General features: G+C 72.0%; 13 protein-coding genes. 8 read left to right on the forward strand and 5 right to left on the reverse strand.

The annotated features are described in order from the left end of the window. Window positions 1–228: 228 nt before the first annotated feature. Both C503_RS0108765 and C503_RS0108770 read left to right on the forward strand, forming a co-directional pair. On the forward strand, window positions 229–5,805 hold the full coding sequence (locus C503_RS0108765; protein ID WP_018681814.1) for an ExeM/NucH family extracellular endonuclease: 5,577 nt from the start codon (window positions 229–231) through the stop codon (window positions 5,803–5,805). A gap of 335 nt (window positions 5,806–6,140) precedes the next feature. Next, complete coding sequence (locus C503_RS0108770; protein ID WP_018681815.1) at window positions 6,141–6,695, forward strand: RICIN domain-containing protein; 555 nt, start codon at window positions 6,141–6,143, stop codon at window positions 6,693–6,695. 148 nt (window positions 6,696–6,843) lie between these two features. On the opposite strand, the gene C503_RS0108775 is transcribed toward C503_RS0108770, so the two are convergent. Genes C503_RS0108775 through C503_RS38685 form a run of 4 tightly spaced genes read right to left on the reverse strand, consistent with a single transcriptional unit; the run spans window position 6,844 to window position 9,213 of the window. Further along, on the reverse strand, window positions 6,844–7,521 hold the full coding sequence (locus C503_RS0108775; RefSeq protein WP_018681816.1) for an energy-coupling factor ABC transporter ATP-binding protein: 678 nt from the start codon (window positions 7,519–7,521) through the stop codon (window positions 6,844–6,846). After that, on the reverse strand, window positions 7,518–8,066 hold the full coding sequence (locus C503_RS0108780; RefSeq protein WP_018681817.1) for a biotin transporter BioY: 549 nt from the start codon (window positions 8,064–8,066) through the stop codon (window positions 7,518–7,520). The genes C503_RS0108775 and C503_RS0108780 overlap by 4 nt, the downstream gene beginning before the upstream one ends. 41 nt (window positions 8,067–8,107) lie before the next feature. Then, window positions 8,108–8,554: an avidin/streptavidin family protein gene (locus C503_RS0108785; protein ID WP_018681818.1), complete on the reverse strand. Its 447-nt coding sequence runs from the start codon at window positions 8,552–8,554 to the stop codon at window positions 8,108–8,110. Next, the gene (locus tag C503_RS38685) at window positions 8,551–9,213 is read right to left on the reverse strand and encodes an energy-coupling factor transporter transmembrane component T family protein (RefSeq protein WP_018681819.1); all 663 of its coding nucleotides are present in this window, start codon (window positions 9,211–9,213) and stop codon (window positions 8,551–8,553) included. Before C503_RS38685 ends, C503_RS0108785 begins: the two co-directional genes overlap by 4 nt. An 86-nt stretch (window positions 9,214–9,299) precedes the next feature. Here C503_RS38685 and bioB point away from each other — a divergent pair, with 86 nt between their 5' ends. The 6 genes from bioB (at window position 9,300) to C503_RS0108820 (ending at window position 18,218) form a co-directional block, all read left to right on the forward strand. Further along, entirely contained in the window at window positions 9,300–10,370 is a 1,071-nt protein-coding gene (bioB, locus tag C503_RS0108795) for a biotin synthase BioB (protein WP_018681820.1), read from the forward strand. Between the two features lie 303 nt (window positions 10,371–10,673). After that, window positions 10,674–12,236, forward strand: coding sequence for a trypsin-like peptidase domain-containing protein (locus C503_RS0108800; protein WP_245572438.1), 1,563 nt, complete (start codon window positions 10,674–10,676; stop codon window positions 12,234–12,236). Between the two features lie 19 nt (window positions 12,237–12,255). Beyond that, complete coding sequence (locus C503_RS0108805) at window positions 12,256–14,439, forward strand: serine/threonine-protein kinase (protein WP_018681823.1); 2,184 nt, start codon at window positions 12,256–12,258, stop codon at window positions 14,437–14,439. Between the two features lie 16 nt (window positions 14,440–14,455). Then, on the forward strand, window positions 14,456–15,847 hold the full coding sequence (locus C503_RS0108810) for a VWA domain-containing protein (protein WP_018681824.1): 1,392 nt from the start codon (window positions 14,456–14,458) through the stop codon (window positions 15,845–15,847). Then, a complete protein-coding gene (locus C503_RS0108815) occupies window positions 15,844–16,938 on the forward strand; it encodes a hypothetical protein (RefSeq protein ID WP_018681825.1) in 1,095 nt (364 codons plus the stop codon). The genes C503_RS0108810 and C503_RS0108815 overlap by 4 nt, the downstream gene beginning before the upstream one ends. Beyond that, window positions 16,935–18,218 carry an ABC transporter substrate-binding protein gene (locus tag C503_RS0108820; RefSeq protein ID WP_018681826.1) on the forward strand — a complete coding sequence of 428 codons (1,284 nt, stop codon included), beginning with the start codon at window positions 16,935–16,937 and terminating at the stop codon, window positions 18,216–18,218. Before C503_RS0108815 ends, C503_RS0108820 begins: the two co-directional genes overlap by 4 nt. A 101-nt stretch (window positions 18,219–18,319) precedes the next feature. On the opposite strand, the gene C503_RS0108825 is transcribed toward C503_RS0108820, so the two are convergent. Continuing rightward, on the reverse strand, window positions 18,320–19,243 hold the full coding sequence (locus tag C503_RS0108825) for an asparaginase (RefSeq protein ID WP_018681827.1): 924 nt from the start codon (window positions 19,241–19,243) through the stop codon (window positions 18,320–18,322). Window positions 19,244–19,317: the final 74 nt, after the last annotated feature.

Consider the following 19,317-nt stretch of genomic DNA (forward strand, 5'->3'; position numbering starts at 1 on the left):
TCCCAAGCCACGTATGGCCATGTAGTCGATTTCGGGAACCGGGCAGTCGCCTTGGGGGCCACCAGGTGGCGACTTGTCCACTGGTAATGGGCTCACCCGGTTGGTGGTATTCCGCCCCGGCCCCCGCGGGATGGACGGTGGTTGAACGTTGCCCGAACAGGTCTATCCCCGGCCGCCCCCACCATCTAGTTTCAGCCGGCAACTGTTCTCACAAGGCAGGGAGTTGACGTGCGCTCACGTCTGCGACGGCTGTTCGGCGGGGTGGTGGTGACCGCGCTGGCGGGATCCGCGGTCGCCGTGGTCGGCGTCCAGTCCGCCGCGGCGGCCGGGTTCGCGCCGGGCAACATCGTGGTGGCGAGGGTGGGGAGTGGGGACGCGGCGTTGAGCAGTGCCGCGACCGCCGTGTTCCTCGACGAGTACACCCCGTCCGGCACGCTCGTGCAGTCGGTACCGCTGCCCACCGCGACAGGTGCGGGCAAGCGGCTGACGTTGAGCGGGTCCGCGACGTCGGAGGGGGCGCTCGCCCGGTCCGCCGACGGTCGCTACCTGACTCTCGCGGGCTACGACGCCGATCCGGGTACCGCGAGTGTGGCGGGCACGACCGCCGCCGCGGTCAACCGGGTCGTGGCCCGGGTCGACGGCAACGGGACCGTCGACTCCAGCACGGCCATCTCCGACACGTTCAGTGCCAACAACGTGCGCGGCGCGGTCACCGACGACGGCAGCCGGTTCTGGGTGGTCGGCGCGAACGGCGGTGTGCGGCTGGCGAACCTGGGCGCCACCGGCACCAGCACGCAGATCAACTCCGCCAACCCCGTCAACCTGCGCGGCGCGGTCATCGCGGGCGGACAGCTCTACGTCTCCACCGGCAGCGGCACCACCGGTGTCTACTCCGTCGGCGCGGGCCTGCCCACCACCGGTGGCCAGACCCCGCAGCTGACCGTCCCCGCCGCCAGCCCCTACGGCGTCGCCGCGCTCGACCGCGACCCGGCGGTCCCCGGCATCGACACGGTCTACGTCGCCGACGACACCTCGGCCACCGGCGGCATCCTCAAGTTCTCCTCGGACGGCACCACCTGGACCGCACGCGGCACGTTCCGCCCGGCCAACAGCGCCGTCCGCGGCCTCACCGGCGAGGTCACCGGCTCCGGCGCGACGCTGTTCGCGACCACGACCAACAACCTGCTGGTCAAGGTCGACGAGACCGCCGCCCCCGCGGCCACCATCACGGCCACCGCGACCACGCTGCGCACCGGCGCCGCCAACACCGCCCTGCGCGGTGTCGCGTTCGCGCCCGGCGCGAGCACGAGCGCGCCGTCGATCACCACGCAGCCGCAGGACACCTCGGTCGCGTCCGGCGCCTCGGCCACGCTCTCCGTCGCCGCCACCGGCACCGGCCCGCTGACCTACCAGTGGTACACCGGCACCGCGGGCGACACCGCGAACCCGATCGCGGGCGCCACCGCCGACACCTACCCGACCCCGGCGCTCACCGCGTCGGCCTCCTACTGGGTGCGCGTCAGCGGCCCCGGCGGCCAGGCCGACAGCCGCACGGCGGCGGTCGCGATCTCCGGTGGCGTCAACACCCCGCCGACGATCACCGGCGGCGCCGAGATCGCGCTGACCGCGGGCGACCCGGACAACCCGCCCGCCGTCCGCACGGTCACCGTGGCCGACGCCGAGACCCCGGCGAGCGGCCTGACCGTCACCGTGACCAGCAGCGACCCGGCGATCGTCACCGGCGGCAGCACCGGCACCGGTGACGTCCGCACGCTCACGTTCGCCCCGGTCGCCGTGGGCCGCGCGACGCTGACCGTGACCGTCTCCGACGGTTCGGCCACCGCGTCCACTGCCGTGCCGGTCGCCGTGTCCGCCGCGCTTCCCGCGGGCAGGCACAACTACTACGGCGCCAGCGACGCCAGCACCGCGATCGACCTCGGCGACGGCGCGATGGTCGTCGCCGACGACGAGACCAACGTGCTGCGCGTCCACGACCGCGACCACTCCCGCTACCCCGCGCAGTCCCTGGACGTGCGCGCGGCCGGGTTGGCGCTGCGCGACACCGACGTCACCCGCGAGATCGACATCGAGGCCGCCGCGCGGTTCGGCGACACGATCTTCTGGGTCGGCTCGCAGGGCCAGAACTCCTCGGCCAAGACCCGCCTCAACCGCCAGGAACTGTTCACCACCACGGTGACCGGTACCGGCACGGGCGCCACGCTCGCGCTCGGCGGCAGCTACCAGCACCTGCGCGACGACCTCGTCACCTGGGACCAGGCAGGAGGCAACGCGCTCGGCCTGGCCGCCGCCGCGGCCCGCGCCCCCGAGGGTGACGGCGCGGGCGGCCCGACCGGCGTCAACATCGAGGGCGCCGAGTTCGCCCCCGATGGCGCGCTGCTGCTGGGTTTCCGCGGTCCGCTCACCGCCGACGGCAAGGCCATCGTGATCCCGGTGACCAACCCGAACGCGCTGGTCACCGCCAACCCGACCACCGGTGCCGCGGCCACCTTCGGCACCCCGCTGCGCTGGGACCTGGGCGGCAAGGGCATCCGCGAGATCCGTCGGAACGGCGCGAACCAGTACCTGATCATCGCGGGCCCCTCGGACGCGGGCACCGGCGCGGCGGGCGAGTACCGGTTCTACAGCTGGGACGGTGACGCCACGCACCAGCCGGTCCCGCGCGCGGGCTCGCTCGACGCGTTCACCCCGGTCGGCAAGCCCGAGGCGATCGTGGACGTGCCCAACCCCCTGCTCGACTCGTCCTCGGCGCAGATCCTCTCCGACGACGGCGACACCGTCTTCTACGGTGACGGCACCATCGCCAAGGAACTGCCGCTGTGGCAGCGCAAGGCGGTCGGCGCCACCGTCGCGATCGGCGCGGCGCCCGCGTGCACGTCGTCGGTCGTGACGATCGGCTCCGTGCAGGGCACCACCGACACCAGCCCGCGCAACGGCCAGACGGTCAGCGTCCGCGGCACGGTCGTCGCGGACTACGAGGGCGCGCAGCCCGCGCTGCGCGGCTTCTACCTCCAGGACGCGGGCGACGGCGACGCGAACACCTCGGACGGCATCTTCGTCTTCGACAACGGCGCCGACCTGGTGTCCAACGGCGACGTCGTCCAGGTGACCGGGCCGGTCTCGGAGTACCAGGGGCAGACGCAGATCACCGCGTCCGCCGCGGGCGTGCAGGGGTGCGGCGCGCAGGCCGCCGTCGCCCCGACCGTGGTGACGCTGCCGGTGCCCGACCCGAACTACCTGGAGCGCGTCGAGGGCATGCTGGTCAAGTTCGACCAGACGCTCACCGTCACCGAGCACTTCCAGCTCGGCCGCTTCGGCCAGGTCGTGGTGTCCGCCGGTGGTCGGCTGCTCCAGCCCACCTCGGTCATCCGGGCCACCGACCAGGCGGCGGTGCAGGCGAAGCAGACGGCCAACAACCTCAGCCGTCTGATCATCGACGACGCCACCCAGGCACAGAATCCCGACCCGATCGTCTTCGGTCGCGGCGGTCAGCCGCTGTCGGCGTCGAACACCCTGCGCGGTGGCGACACCGTGACCGCGCCGGTCGGTGTGCTGACCTACACCTGGGCGGGCAACGCGGCCAGCGGCAACGCCTTCCGGCTGCGGCCGATCGGCGCGCTCGGCGGCTCGGCGGTGTTCGACGCGGCCGACCCGCGCCCGACCGACCGGCCCGACGTGGGCGCCGCGACCGTGCGGGTGACCGGTGCGAACCTGTTGAACTTCTTCAACACCTACACCGGCTGCAAGCTCGGCACCCAGGGCGCGACCACCGACTGCCGTGGGGCCACCGACGACACCGAGTACCAGCGCCAGCTGGCCAAGGAGGTCGCCGCGCTGCGCTCGCTGAACGCCGACGTCACCGGCATCATGGAGATCGAGAACGACGGCTACGGCCCGACCAGCGCCATCCAGGCCCTGGTCGACGCGCTGAACGCCGCCGACGGCCCGGGTTCCTGGGCGTTCATCGACCCGGACGCGGCCACCGGCGTGGTGGACGTGGCGGGCACGGACGCGATCAAGGCGGGCATCCTCTACCGGACGGCCGCGGTGACCCCGGTCGCCACCTTCGTGGACCAGAACCCGCTGTTCGAGCGGCGCCCGGTCGCGGAGACCTTCCGCACCGCGGACGGCGGCCGGTTCACCGTCGTGGCCAACCACTTCAAGTCCAAGGGCTCCTGCCCGACCAGCGGCCCGGACACCGACCAGGGTGACGGGCAGAGCTGCTGGAACGCGCACCGCACCGCGCAGGCGAACGAGCTGGCGGGCTGGATCGGCTCGACGGTCGTGCCCGGCGCGGGCGACCCGGACGTGCTGATCGTCGGCGACCTCAACTCGTACGCGGGCGAGGACCCGATCGCCGCCCTGGAGACCGCGGGCTACGTCAACATGCCCAAGGCCTTCCACGGCGACGAGGCGTACTCCTATGTCTTCGACGGCCAGTGGGGCTACCTCGACCACGCGCTCGCCTCGCGGTCGCTGGTGTCGCAGGTGACCGGCGCGGCCGAGGCGCACACCAACGCGGACGAGCCGTCGGTGCTGGACTACAACACCGACTTCAAGACCCCGGGCCAGGTCGCGTCGCTGTACGCGCCGGACCGGTTCCGCACCAGCGACCACGACCCGGTCCTGGTGGGCCTGCGCCCCGGCGCCCCGGCGACGATCTCCGGCACGCCCGGGGCGGCCGCGGTGGGCGAGCCGTACTCGTTCGCGTTCACCCTGAGCGGTCCGGCGGCGGTGTCGCCTGCGTCGGGCACGTTGCCTGCGGGCCTGTTCCTCAGCGAGGAGGGCGTGCTCAGCGGCACCCCGACCGTCGCGGGGGAGTCGACCTTCACCGTGCGCGCGTCGAACAGCTACGGCGCGACCGAGACCACGGCGACCGTCCGGGTGACCGCGGGCGTCAGCACCACCAGGCTGACCGCCACGCCGAACCCGGTCGCCGTCGGCGACCCGACCACCCTGACCGCCACGGTGACCGGGCCGGTCCCGGCAACCGGCTCGGTCCGCTTCCTCGACGGGACAACGGTCCTGGGTGACGCGGCCCTGGTCGACGGCTCGGCCTCGCTGTCGGCCACGCTCGCGGTCGGCAACCACCCGGTGACCGCGGTCTACTCCGGCAACCCGAACCTGGCGGGCTCGACGTCCGCCGAGGTCCGGGTGGACGTGCCTGCGAAGGCCGCCACCACGACCACGGTCACCGGCTCGGCCGACCCGTCCATCCTCGGCGGCGCGGTCCGCTTCACCGCGACCGTCGCCGGGTCTGGTGGCTTGGTCCCGTCCGGCACAGTTCAGTTCACTGTGGACGGTAAGAACACGGGTGCCCCGGTGGCCTTGGTGAACGGCGTCGCGGTGAGCGCGCCGGTTTCCGGCCTCGCTCTTGGCGCCCACCAGGTTCGTGCTGTCTACAGTGGATCGTCGTTCTTCGTGGGCAGCACGGGTTCTGTCGGCCAGTATGTCCAGTTCGGAATCCGGATCCTGTCGCCCGCGGACAACTCCAAGGCCCGCGCGGGGGACATCATCCCGGTCCGTTTCCGGCTGGTCGACGCCAACGGCAACCCGATCCCGCCGCTGGCCTCGGCCCTGGTGTTCCTGACCGGCCGCGTGACGGTCTCGGTGACGGGCGTGCAGACGCTCGCCTCGACACCCGCGTTGTACGACCCGTTCGGTGACTCGTTCGTGGTGCTGTGGAAGTCGGCGAAGAAGCCGACCGGGCAGGTGACGGTCACGGTGTCGGTGAACTACCCGGACGGGCCGGTGCAGAAGGTGCCGGTGCGGGTCACGCTGAACTGATCGAGGAGTGAGGGAAGGGGCGCACCCGGCACGGGGTGCGCCCCTTTTCCGTTCACCCGCGCGCTCAAACCGACAAAACCGGCGTGCTTGGTCAACCGGATGAACTCATGACGGACCGGCGCGGCGGATCTTGACACGTGCCGCGATTCTCCAGGACTCTGGCATCGCTCGCCGACGGCCGGGAACAACGCGAACCACCCGCCCGTCGGCGACGATTCGTGGCGTGTGGCTCGCGTGATCGGCGGGTCGCACGCCATTGATGTGGCGACCCTGAAATCACCGCCCGGGGGAGTATCGGCCCTGTTCCGGGGGTACGGCACAGCGGAGGAGTAGGAATGCTCATCGCAACCCGACGTAGACGCGGTCTCGCTCGTTTCGGCGCGGCTCTGGCCATCGCTTCCTTCCTGACCACGGTCCTGGTCGGCGCCCCGGCGAACGCGGCATCGATCACGGGCCCGCTCGCCAACGGCAGCTACCTGTTGAACAACGCCAACAGTGGCCTCTGCCTGGCCTACGACCCGTCCGCCCGCGGCGCCGCCCGCCAGGAGGGCTGCAACGACGACAACACCACCACCTGGTACGTCGCCAACGCGGGCGGCGACAACTACGTCATCATCAACGAGCACAACAACCAGTGCCTCTCCATCTGGGGCGGCGGCGTCAACGACGGAGACGCGGCTTTCGTCTACGACTGCCAAGGCACCACCGACCAGATGTACACGCTCATCCCGGCCACCCTGCCGATTTACGCGGGTTCCTACCAACTCCGAAACGTCCACAGCGGCAAATGCGTCGCGGTCGGCGGCGGTCGGACCAACAAGGGCGCCTGGGTGATCCAATGGGGCTGCGCCGAGAATGGCGCGTACATGTGGCGCGCGTACAACTTCTAGGAAATCCCGGATAACCACAGCACGAGGTCACCCGGAGATGGGGCCGGGTGACCTCGGCGACCATTCGGCCTGTCGTGACCAAATCGCCGCGGATTACGCGCTCACTGAAGGGTGCAGCGGCGACACGATCCTCCGGACGCTCGCCCACCTAGGGTTCGATCAGATCGAGATAGGCGGGAATGGCTTTGTCCGGTGGGCCGTCGAAGGCCACGCGAGTGTCGTCGAAGACGAGGACGCGGTCGAAGTCGGTCAGCAGGTCCAGGTCGTGGGTGACCAGGACGACCCGTTGTGGGAGTCCGGCGATCACGGCCGCCACCCGGCGTTTGTTGCGCAGGTCCAGCAAGGTCGTCGGCTCGTCGAACACCACGTGGGCCGGTTCCGTGACCAGCACGGCGGCGATCGCGAGCATCTGTTTCTGGCCGCCGCTGAGCAGGTGGGCCGGGTGGTCGCGGTGTTCGGCGAGGTCGTACGCGGTCAGGGCGCGGTCGACGAGGGCGGGGATCTCGGTCTTGGGCACGCCGTGGTGCCTGAGGCCGAAGGCGAGGTCCTCGGCCACCGTCGGCATCACGATCTGGATGTCCGGGTCCTGGAAGACGAACCCGACCCGCCGCCGGACTTCCCGGCCGCGTTTGCGGGTGTCCAGCCCGTCGACCGTCACCCGCCCGTCGCTGGGCAGCAGCAGGCCGTTCAGGAGACGGGCGAAGGTGCTCTTGCCGGAGCCGTTCGCGCCGATCACGCCGACGCGGTGTTCGTCCAGGCGGAGGTCGATGTCGCGGAGGACCCAGCGGTCGCCGTACCGGTGGGCGACGCCGGTGAGGTCGATCATGCGCGGGCCTCGACCAGGGGATAGGCGCGACGGACGGCCACGGCGGCGAGCGCGGCGACAATGACCTTGGCCGCGTCGCCGGGCAGGAAGACGATCGAACCGGTGATCGCCTTGCGCAACGGGAGGTCGCCCACCACAGCCATCCACGGGATCCCGATCACATAGAGCACCAGCGCCCCGCCCACCGCGTTGCACAGCAGCGCCCACGCCAGGTTGTACCGGCGCCAGGCCAGCTCGGTGAGCAGTCCCGTCACGAACGCGCCCACCGGGTACGCGACGATGAAACCGCCGGTCACACCCAGGATCACACCGATACCGCCGCGGCCGCCGGGCAGCACCGGCAGCCCGATCGCCACCAGGACCGTGAACAACAGGATCGCCAGGCCGCCGCGGCGGGCGCCCAGGATCGAGCCCGCGAGCATCACGCCCAGGGTCTGGGCGGTGAAGGGGGCCGGTACCAGCGGTAGCTCGATCAGCGGGAACAGCCCCAACACCACCATGACTGCCGCGAACAACGCGATAAGCGCGATGTCCCTGCTGCGCACCGGCTCCCCCTCGACACCTCGGCGGGGCGCGGTGCCCCGGGTCAGCCCCGGGCCGTGACCAGCTGCAGCGGGTGCGAGGACCTGTGGCCCAGGGCCAGCCGTCGCTCGACCTCCTCGTCCGAGGGACGCGTCCGGGTGAACACGTCGAATCCCACCATGGTGGACTCCCAGAGGTTCGCGGGAGTGGTCTGGACGGTCAGCAGCCAGGTGGTGGTGAGCCGTTCCTCGTCGATCTGGAAGTACTGCCCGCTCCAGGTCGTGACCGAGTCGGAGTCGTGCGTGCCGTTCACCCACGCGACCGTCCACCCGACGGCCGACCCGTACCGGGTGACCACGCGCGAGTCGTTGACCCTGCCCACGAGCTGGTACTCATCGGGAGCGTCACCGACCACGGACTGGTAGGTGCCGACGATCTGCAGGCCGTCGGGCTGGGTGTTCAGCGTCATCTTGGACTGCAGCTCGTTGTACCAAACCCCGTCGATGCTCATCGATCCCCCTGTGGATCCGCGGATGGGCCGTGCCGCACGGTAGCGCTCCCGGCCTGGGAGCGCTCCCCGGAACCGACGCCCCGTGCGTCCAGCGCCTCGCCCAGCCCGGCCGCCAGCCGCAGCGTCTTGATCAACAGCGGGGCGAGGAACCCGGTGCCCCGGCGCGCGCCCCGGGCCCGTTGGGCGGCGCGGACCTGGTCGGCCTGCTCCTTGATCACCGGGATGAACCGGATCGTCAGCGCCACGACCAGACCGACCCGCTCCGGCCGCACGCCCAGTGGCCGCAGCGGCCGCAGGAGTGCCTCGATCGTGGCGACCATGGCCGACGTGCGGGTGGTCAGCGTGACCAGGTTCGCCAGCAGCACCACGGCGAGCAACCGCAACGCCACCAGCGCCGCGGTGCTCCAGCCGGTGAGCAGCCCCTGCGCCGCCGCGATCACCACCAGCGGCGGCAGCACCGGAACGGACTGCCGCAACGCGACCCGCCACGGCACCCGCGCGATCACGTACAGAACCACGACTACGCCCAGCGCGGCGGCCAGCACCGGAACCGACCGCACCAGGAACGCCGCGGAACCTGCCGCCAGGAGTACCAGCAGCTTGACCCCGGCGGGCAACGCGTGCACGGGGGACCTGGCCTCGTGGTACAGGCTCAACATCCCGGGTCCCCCACTCGGCTCTCGTGTCCCGAACCTACCCAACGCGCCGGGACCGGGTCTCGAACAGCCCGTGCCATGATCGGGAGATGGACGCCGCCGACCTGTTCACCGCCCTCGCGCGGAAGGCCCTGGACCGCGAACCGCCGACCCGCGCCGAGGCGCTGTCGGTCCTGAGCGCGCCGGACGACGACCTGATGGACCTGGTCGCGGCCGCGTCCCGGGTGCGCAGGCACTACTTCGCCAACCGGGTCAAGGTCAACTACCTGGTCAACCTGAAGAGCGGCCTCTGCCCGGAGGACTGCGGCTACTGCTCTCAGCGCGTCGGCTCCAAGGCGGACATCCTCAAGTACACCTGGCTCGAACCGGTCGCCGCCGCGGCCGCCGCCGAGACCGGCGTGGCCCGCGGCGCCAAGCGCGTCTGCCTGGTCGGCAGCGGCCGCGGCCCCACGGACGGCGACGTCGGCCGGGTCGCGGACACCATCGTCCGGATCAAGCAGGACCACCCCGACGTCGAGGTCTGCGCCTGCTTCGGCCTCCTCACCACCGGCCAGGCCGAACGCCTCCGCGAGGCGGGCGCCGACGCCTACAACCACAACCTCAACACCGCCGACAGCCGCTACGCCGACATCTGCACCACACACGACTACAGCGACCGCGTCGACACGGTCAACCAGGCCAAACACGCGGGTCTGTCACCCTGCTCCGGCCTGATCGTCGGCATGGGCGAAACCGACGACGAGATCGTGGACGTCCTGTTCGCCCTGCGCGAGCTGGACGTGGACTCGGTGCCGGTGAACTTCCTGATCCCGATCAAGGGCACCCCGCTGGACACCCGCTGGTCCCTCACCCCACAACGCTGCCTGCGCATCCTGGCCCTCACCCGGCTGATCCACCCGGACGTCGAGGTGCGCGTCGCGGGCGGCCGCGAGATCCACCTGCGCTCGTTGCAGCCCCTCGCCCTGCACCTGGCCAACTCCCTCTTCCTGGGCGACTACCTCACCAGCGAGGGCCAGGACGGCGACCTGGACCTGGACATGATCGCCGACCTCGGTTTCACCGTGGAGGGCGCCGACCAGCCGATCCTCCCCGAAGGCCGCCACGACCTCGTCCGGTCCCGCAAGCGCGGCGCGGGCACCGACCTCCCCGCCAACGCCTGAGTCATCCGAAAAGCAACCGGTACCCCATGGAATGGCTTTGTGTGGGGCCCGCCTTGGCGAACATCGCTCCGACAAACCCGCAACCAGAAAGCCGTCCACCCCGTACACCGCAACCGGAGGAGCCCCACCGGCCGTAGCCATTCATTCGAATGGAGCCATCCTCGTAGCCCAAGCGCGGACCACCCGTGACCGTATTCCGCCACCCGTCACTCCAAACGGCTGACCGCACCGGACAGAAACGCGTCACCTGCCCGATCCCGGGACCGCGACCACCCCCTCCCGCGTACAGTGCCCCAGGTGGGGGTGGACCGACCGCGGAGACTCTGGCAGGCACGACTACACGATGAGGCAGGCCGCACGATCGGCGCGGCCATCGTCCTGGATCAGGACCACATACTCACCTGCGCCCACATAGCAGACCCTGCCGCGCCGATCCTCGTCCATTTCCGGGGAGCCGACAAAGCGACCGCGCATGTGCTCGATGGTCATCGGGTCCCCGCCACGTCGGACGAACGCGGCAATGTGGCCCTGCTGAAGCTGGCCGAGCCATTCCGCGCGGCGGAAAGCGCCCCGCTGCGTCGGAAAATAACGGTCGACGACCAGATCGTCGACGTATACGGATTCGCGGAGACCTCCGACAGCGGATCATGGACGAGCGCAACCCTGGCCGACACCGGCGTTCCGGGTTCCGAATGGCTGCGGCTGCACCGGGATGCCGAGCCGATCACCCGGGGATTCAGCGGCGCACCCGTCCTGGAGCCGCCCTCCGGCGACGTGATCGGCATGGCCGTGAGCAACGGCCACCAGGCCTGGATGATCCCCGTCGAGACCATGGCGGGCCACCTCCCCGCCCTGTCCCGCTGGCTCACCGGCACCCCCGCCCTCGACGACACCTTCGCCACCGTGACCCACGACGGCGTCGACCTCACCTTCACCCGCGAGGTGGTCGCCTGGTTCGCGGGCGCCGGTTCGCCGGTATGGGTGGTGATCACCGGCGACGCCCGCTCGCCCCGCGCCCGAGCCTTTCGCCTGGGCGTGGCCCTCGCCGATCGCGAACGCGCCCCCCGCCTGTCGGCCCTGCTGCCCGACCTGCGGCCGCGGCCGGGCAGCGTGCACGTCGCGGTGGACGCCGCGGGCAAGACGTCCGACCAGGTCGGCGGCCGGATCGCCGAACGGATCGGGCCCGGTTCCACCGCGCTGCGCACGATCGTGGTCGACGGCATCGACGAGGCCATCGACCCCGACCACCTGGTCCGCACGGTCATCGCCCCGCTGGCCACCAGCGCGGGCGTCCTCGGCCTCCGCCTGGTCCTCGGCTTCCGCCACGAGGCGTCGCCCGCGGTCACCGTCGCCCGCTCACTGCCCGGCACCGCCCACCCGCCCGGCCCGCTCGACGACCGGATCAAGGCGATGGCCGAGCTGGTCGACGAGCTCGCCGCCATCGAGGAACACCATCAGGTCATGGCGCCCCGGTTCACCGGCGTCCCCCGGCTCGCCCTCAAGGCCAGGCGCCTGGGCGGCGCGCTCACCCAGCTCCGCACCCACCGGACCGCCGGTGACGCCACCTGGGTCGCCCGCAAGCTCGGCGACTGCGAGCGTTCCATCACCGTCGCCGTCGAGGCCGGTCGCCGCGGCCGCGCCGGTATCGACCACCTGGTGTCCCGCCGCGCCGAGCTGCGCGCGCGGCTCGCCGCCTACGCCGAGATGGCCCGCGACCACGACCTGGTCGAGGACGCCGCGCTGGACACCGCCTACGGCCGCGCCTACCGGCTGCTCTTCGAGGGCCCGTGCGACATCGAGGAGGCCGGTCGCGCGGTCGACGCCTACATCGCCGTGGTGCGCGGCAGGATCGAGGGTCGCGGATGATCGGCATCGGGGGTCGGGCATGACCGTCTGCGGCCGGAACGGCTGTCCGGGCACGATAGGCCGATCCGGGTTCTGCGGCACGTGCGGCTTCCCGCCCCAGGACACCACCGCCGAACCCCCACCCGCCGACGACCCGCCGGTCCTGTTGCCGGGCCGGGTGACCAGCACGATCGCGACCCGTGCCCAGCAGACCACCGGCCAGGGCACCGGCGACGTCGGCGTGCCGCTGCCGGAGGTGGAGCTGCCCGACCTGGACGGCCTCGTCCTCGCCGACCCCACCGTCCCGCCCGAGGACCGGTTCTGCGGCAAACAGGGCTGCGGCGCCCGGGTCGGCCGTTCCATCGGGGGCGGATCCGCCCCGCTGGAAGGGCACTGCGCGGAGTGCGGCAGCCGCTTCTCCTTCCGCCCCAAGCTCAAACCGGGCGACGTCGTCGCGGGCCGCTACGAGGTGCGCGGCTGTGTCGCGCGCGGCGGCCTCGGGTTCGTCTACCTCGGCAACGACGTCCGCCTCGGCGTGCCGGTCGCGATCAAGGGCCTGATCGACACCAACAACACCGCCGCCACCCGGCTCGCGGAGAACGAGAGCCAGGTGCTCATCGCGTTGGAGCACCAGAACATCGTGCGGATCTTCGACGTGGTCACGCACGAGGACGCCCGCTACATCGTGATGGAGTTCGTCAACGGACTGTCCCTGCGCGAACTTCTCGTCCGCGAGGACCGCCTCCTGGTCGAGCACGTGGTCGGCTACGGGAGAGAGATCCTGACCGCGTTGTCCTATCTGCACAATCAGGATCTCCTGTACTGCGACATGAAGCCGGACAACGTGATCCACGGCGACCGCCGGGTCAAGCTGATCGACTTCGGCGCGATCCGCCGGGTGGGCGACCACGACAGCGTCCTCGTCGGCACCGACCGCTACCAGGTCGGCCCGGAGGAGATCGCCCACCACGGCCTGACCGTCCGCTCCGACATCCACACCGTCGGCGTGACGCTCGGCGACCTGTTCGCCGCCAGCGACGGCGCGCGCGCCGGGGGCCACCACCCTGCCGCGTTCGGCATCGAGTCCTTCCGGCACGTCCTGGCCCGCGCCACCGCCCCCTACGAACGCCGGTACGCCAGCGCCGACGAGATGCTCGTCCAGCTCGACGGGGTGCTCAACGAGATCCGCGGCCTGCGCGAGGGCAAGTCGTTCCCCATGTTCTCCACCCTGTTCGCCGAGCCGACCGTCCTGCTCGACGCCGGACTCGGCCACGCCCCGCCGCTGGCGCGTTGGACAGGCGAGCAGACCACTCTCGACACCCGCCCCACCCCGCACGAGATCGCGACGGCCCTGCCCGCGCCGCGCGAGGACCCCGGCGACGAACGGATCTCGTTCCTGCGCACCGTCCGTGCCCCCGATGCCGCGCGGCTGCTGCGCAAGCTCGACGGCACGTCCTCGGTGGAGGTCGAGTTCCGCCGCTGCCGCGCCCTGCTTGAGCTGAGCAGGATCGACGAGGCGAGGCAGGCCGTCGCCGAGGCGGCCCGCCTGCTCGCGGACAAGGCCGCGCACGACTGGCGCGTGCAGTGGCACCACGGCCTCGTCGCCCTCGCCGACGGTCGCACCGACGCGGCCCGGACCCATTTCGACCGCGTCTACCGCGACCTGCCCGGCGAGGAGACCCCCAAGCTCGCCCTCGGCTTCTGCGCCGAGCACCTCGACGCCGCCGACCCCGCCCCGTACTACCGCGCGCTCTGGGTCAACCACAACCAGGTCAACGCCGCGTTCGGGCTGGCCAGGGCGGCGCTCGCGCGGGGCGACCGGGCGGCCGCGTTCGCCGTGCTGGACGAGGTCCCGGCCTCCTCCCGACACGACGAGGCCGCCCGTATCGCCGGTATCCGGGTGCTCTCCGAGCCGCTGCCGTCCGCGTCCGGGGTGTCGCTGCCGTCCGAGGACGACCTGACCGAGGCCGCCGGGCTGCTGGCCAAGCTGCGCCTGGACCGGGTCCGCGAGGCCCGGCTCACCGCCGTGCTGCTGGAGACCGCGCTGAGCCGGATGGAGGCTGGGTTTGCGCCCGGCGCGGTGCTCGACGACCCGACCGAGCGGTGCCTGCGGTCGCGGCTGGAGGAGACGCTGCGCGCCCTGGCCACCTGGGCGCCGCGCGCCGCCGAGCACGGCGTGCTGACCGACCTGGCCAACCGGCATCGGCCGGTCACGTGGTTCTGACCGCCCGGGAGGAGCGATGACGTCCGTCGAACTCGGTGTCGAAGTGCACCAGCAGAGGTTCCTGTCCGCGGGCGAGGCGGACATGCACGCCGTGCTCACGGTCAGCTCGCGCGGCGCGCCCGCCAAGCCCGCGGGCCGGGCCGCAGAGGTGCTGCTGGTCGACTGCTCCAGCTCCATGCGCTCGCCGCACACCAAGATCGAGGCAGCCAAGCGGGCCGCCGCGGCCGCGATCGGCGTGCTCCCGGACGGCGCGCGGTTCGCCGTCGTGCGCGGGACCGAGACCGCGGACATGGTCTACCCGCGCGACGAGGCGCTGGCGGTGGCCTCGGCCGACACCCGGCGGGAGGCGCAGCGGGCGGTCGCGTACCTCGCCGCGTACGGCGGCACGGCGATGGGGACCTGGCTGGACCTGGCCCGGCGACTGCTGGAACCGCAGGCCGACAGCGTCCGGCACGCGATCCTGCTCACCGACGGCCGCAACGAGACCGAGTCCCGCACGGCCTTGCGCCGCACGCTCGCCGCCTGCGAGGGCCGGTTCGTCTGCGACGCGCGCGGCATCGGCGACGGGTGGGAGCCCGCCGAGCTGACCGAGATCGTGACCGCGCTGCGCGGCAACGTGGACTCGGTGGTCGAGGACGACCGGCTCGCCGACGACTTCCGCGGGCTCATCGAGACCGCGCTGACCAAGGTGCTGCCCGAGGTGCGGCTGCGGATCGGCCTGATGCCCTACAGCAGGCTCCGGTTCGTCAAGCAGGTGCGGCCGGACAAGTACGACCTCACCGACCGTTGCACGCCCGACGGCGAGGGCGAGCTGGTGCTGTCGCTGGGGGCCTGGGCTGGGGAGGAGTCGCGGGACTACCACGTCTGCCTCGACCTCGACCCGAGCCTGCCGCCCAGCCGCGACCAGGACCGTCAGCTGGCGTGGGTGGACCTGGAACCGGTGGGCATGGACCGGCCCGCGGTGATCCTCGGCCGGTGGACGCTGGACCCGGTGCAGCCCACGCTGATCCACCCCATGGTGCTGCACTACACGGCGGAGGCCGAGCTGGCGGCCGCCGTCACCGAGGGCGGCGACGCGCTCGCCGCCGGGCGCACCGCCGACGCGGAGGCGGCCTGGGGCCGGGCGGTGCGGCTGGCGACCGAGCAGGGCAACGACGAGATCCTGCGCAGGCTGCACCGCGTCGTGCGGGTCGACAAGGACTGTGTGCGGCTGCGGCAGGACGCGGGCCGTAGCGAGGTGCTGAACCTGCTCATCTCGCACGTCTCGCGGATCGCGCACCCCCCGAACCGCCGCGGGCCGGACACCGACGGCCCGCTCGTGGCGTGCCCGCACTGCGCGAAACCCACGCGCGCGGACAAGGAGTTCTGCGTCTCCTGCGGGAAACCGGTCCGGACGGGCGAAACATGAGCCGCGCCGGGACACGGGTCCGGCTGACCCGGCTGCGGGCGGCGCTGCTCGCCGTCACGACCCTGATGCTGGTGCTCTCGTTCTGGGCGGTGAGCCTCGTGCAGGACACCGCCGAGGTCGCGCGCGACCGCGCCACCGTGGCCGTCCTCGGCACGGCCGACGTGCGGACCGCGTTGGTGGCCGCGGACCGGGCGGCGGTCACCACGTTCGCGCCGGGGGAGACGACGCTGGTCGGGCTGGGGCAGGAGTACACGAACCAGCTGGCGATCGCGAACCAGAGCCTGGCCCGGGTCGCGGAGGCACACCAGTCCGCCGCCGGGACCGGACAGCTGCAGGTGGTCGCGGGCCTGGTCGCCGCCTACGCGGGGGCGATGGCGCAGGCGGACGCGCACTATCGGCAGGCCGACTCGCTCGCGCTGGGCACCGCCGACCTCTGGTACGCCTCGCGCCTCCTGCACGGCCCGGGTGGCGTGTTGGACCAGCTGTCCGATCTGGAGGATGCCGAGCTGGCGGTGTTGGACGCCCAGTTGCGGGACGGCGGGTCGGAGGTGTTGCCGGAACAGCTGCGGTTGTTGCCGGTCGCGTTGATCCCTCCCGCGGTGTTGTTGGTGCTGATCGTGTTCGCGCACCTGGCTTTCCGGCGCTGGTTCCGGCGGCGCCTGGTGCCGGGGCTGTTGGTGGCGGCGTTGTTGACCGTGGGCGTCGGGGTCGCGGTGGTCGGGGCGATGAGCAGGCAGGGGCGGCTCGACGCCGTGCGGGCGGAGGTGCATGCGGAGGTGACCGACCGCGGCCTGCGGATCACCGATGAGGACGTGCTCGGCCAGCGGGCGCTGGAGTCGTTGCTGGCCAAGCGGTGCGTCGATCTGTGCGGTGCCTCGGTTGCGGCGTTCCGGAACTCGTTGCCGCCCACGCCGCCGGAGCCGGGGCCTGCTTCGCCGCGTCCCGTCGCCGCGATGGCGCGGGACGCGGCGGAACCGTGGATCCCGGAGTGGCTGGTGGCGGTCGCCGTGGTGTTGGCGGGGGGTTCGTTGGTGGTGGGGTTCCGCGCGCGCATCGAGGAATACCGGTACCGGGAGACGGAGGCGGTATGAACCACCGGACTCGCCTGGTGTTGCTGCTGGTGATCACGGCGTTGCTGGGCAGCGGGGCGTGCTCGGCCCGACGCGCCACGGTGACCGTGCTGGCGTCGTGGACCGGGGACGAGGAGGTGCGGTTCCGGGCCGTGCTCGACGCGTTCGAGCACCGCACCGGCATCCACTACGACTACGCGGGCAGCCGCGCGGTGGACCAGGTGCTGGCTTCCCAGGTCCAGCAGGGGAACCCGCCCGACATCGCCGTGCTGCCCAACCCGGGCTCGGCGGCGGCGTACGTGCGGAGCCGGAAACTGACACCGCTCGACGGTGTGCTGAGCCCCGAGGTGCGGGCCGGGTATGGACCCGCGTGGACGGTGCTGCAGCGGATCGGCACGGACAGCCAGTACGCGGTGGCGGTGAAGACCGACCTGAAGAGCATGATCTGGTACGCGCCCAAGAAGATGGCCGAACCGTTTCCCCAGACCCGGCAGCAACTGCTGGACCTGAGCGCGCGCCTCACGGCGGCCGGACGCACACCGTGGTGCCTGGGGATGGGCGCACCGCCCGCGTCCGGCTGGCCCGGCACGGACTGGATCGAGGACATCCTCCTGCACGCGTCCGGCCCGGACTTCTACCGACGGTGGTCCGGGGGCAAGGTCGCCTGGACCACCCCGGAGGTCCGGGACGCGTGGCAGACCTGGGGAACGCTGGTCACCGGCCAGGGCGCCGTACGCGGCGGCTCACGCGCGGCACTGCTGACGGACTTCGGCGACGCGGGCGAGGGCCTGTTCACCGACCCGCCCGGATGCCTGCTGGAACACCAGGCATCCTTCGCGCTGAGCCGCTATCGGGCCGAACGATCGTCCACGCGGTCGGTCGCAGGCCAGGACTTCGACTACTTCCCGTTCCCGCCCCGGGGAGTGTCGGAGGTGTCGGCGGACCTGGCCGTGATGTTCGACGACACCCCCGAGTCCCGTGCCCTCATCGACTTCCTGGCGGGCGACGAGGCCCAACTGATCCAGGCGGGCACCGGCGACAACGTGTTCTCGCCCCGCCGCAGCCTCGCCGACCAGCACACCGACGTCGTCAGCCGAGGCATCGCCCGAACCCTGACCGCCGAGTCGCTCTGCTTCGACGCCTCGGACCTGATGCCCGCCCCGATGACCGAGGCCTTCTACCGCGCCGTCCTGGAGTTCCTGGACGACCCGGCCCGCCTGGACGCCCTGCTGCACGAGCTCGACGGCATCCGCCTCGCCATCCCCGCCGACCAATGGCTCGACATCCCTTGTGGACAGTGACAGGTGCTCGACACGATCCGGCTCGCTCGCTCACCCGCCTGGACCGAGAACCGGGTCGTGGCGTCGGTGCGCCCGGACTCGCCGTCGGTCGTCGGGGTCGGTCAGAGTCGGTCGAACCATGTGCGAGCGGCGGCCACGCCGCCACCGGCGCCGAGGGCGGTCATCAGGGCGACGCGGGCGTGCGGGCCCGCCAGCCCTCGGGAACCGATGGCCCCGACCCGCAAAGCCAGGGCGGCGGTGTCGTGCCGCTCGGGGCGGGCCCGGGAGGCGATGACGACCGGGATGTCCCAGCCGGTGAGTTCCATGATCGTGGTGAACAGTTCCACGGGGACGTTGCCCGCTCCCGTGCCCTCCAACACCACCCCCCGCGCTCCCGCGTCGACCACCGAGGTGAGCACGACCGTGGGCATCCCCGGATAGGTCTTGATCAGCGCCACGTCCGTCTCGGGCGGATCGTGCACCGGGCCGAGCCGGTCCGGCGGGGGAGTGGTGACGATGACGTCGTTCCCCGCCACGCGACCGAGTGGCGCGTGGGGCGCCGAGGAGAACGTGACGTCCGTCAGCGTCGCCCAACGCGCGGCGTGCAGTAGGTGGTCGAAGCAGACGACTGCGCCGAGTACGCGGGTCACGGGATGGGCGGCGGCGACAAGCGCGTCCGCCAGGTTCGCGAGACCGTTACTGTCGGGGTCGTCCAGACGGCGGGTCGCGCCGGTGAACACGACACCGCCCCGGGCCGGGCCGAGGAACAGGTCGGTGAGGAAAGCCGTCTCCTCCACCGTATCGACCCCGTGCGTGACGACGACGCCGTCGAACCCGTCGGCCGCCAGCGCCTTCCGGGCCCGGCGAGCCAGGGCGAGCATCGTCGCGGGCGAGGTGTCCCAGGACGGTTCGGCCTGCACGTCCTCGACCCGCACGTCCACCGGCACCTCGCCGAGCCCGGCGAGCAGCTCGGCCCCGGTGGCGATCGAGTTCCGGCGGTGGGCCAAGGTGTCGCCGGTGGCCAGGAGAAGTACGCGGGGAATCACACCGCTCCGATCAGGATGAGCACGACTGTCGCCACGAACAGCGCACTGCTAGTGGTGCGACCCAGAACGTCGAC

The sequence above is a fragment of the Actinokineospora enzanensis DSM 44649 genome, assembly GCF_000374445.1.
GTDB classification, from domain to species: Bacteria; Actinomycetota; Actinomycetes; order Mycobacteriales; family Pseudonocardiaceae; genus Actinokineospora; species Actinokineospora enzanensis.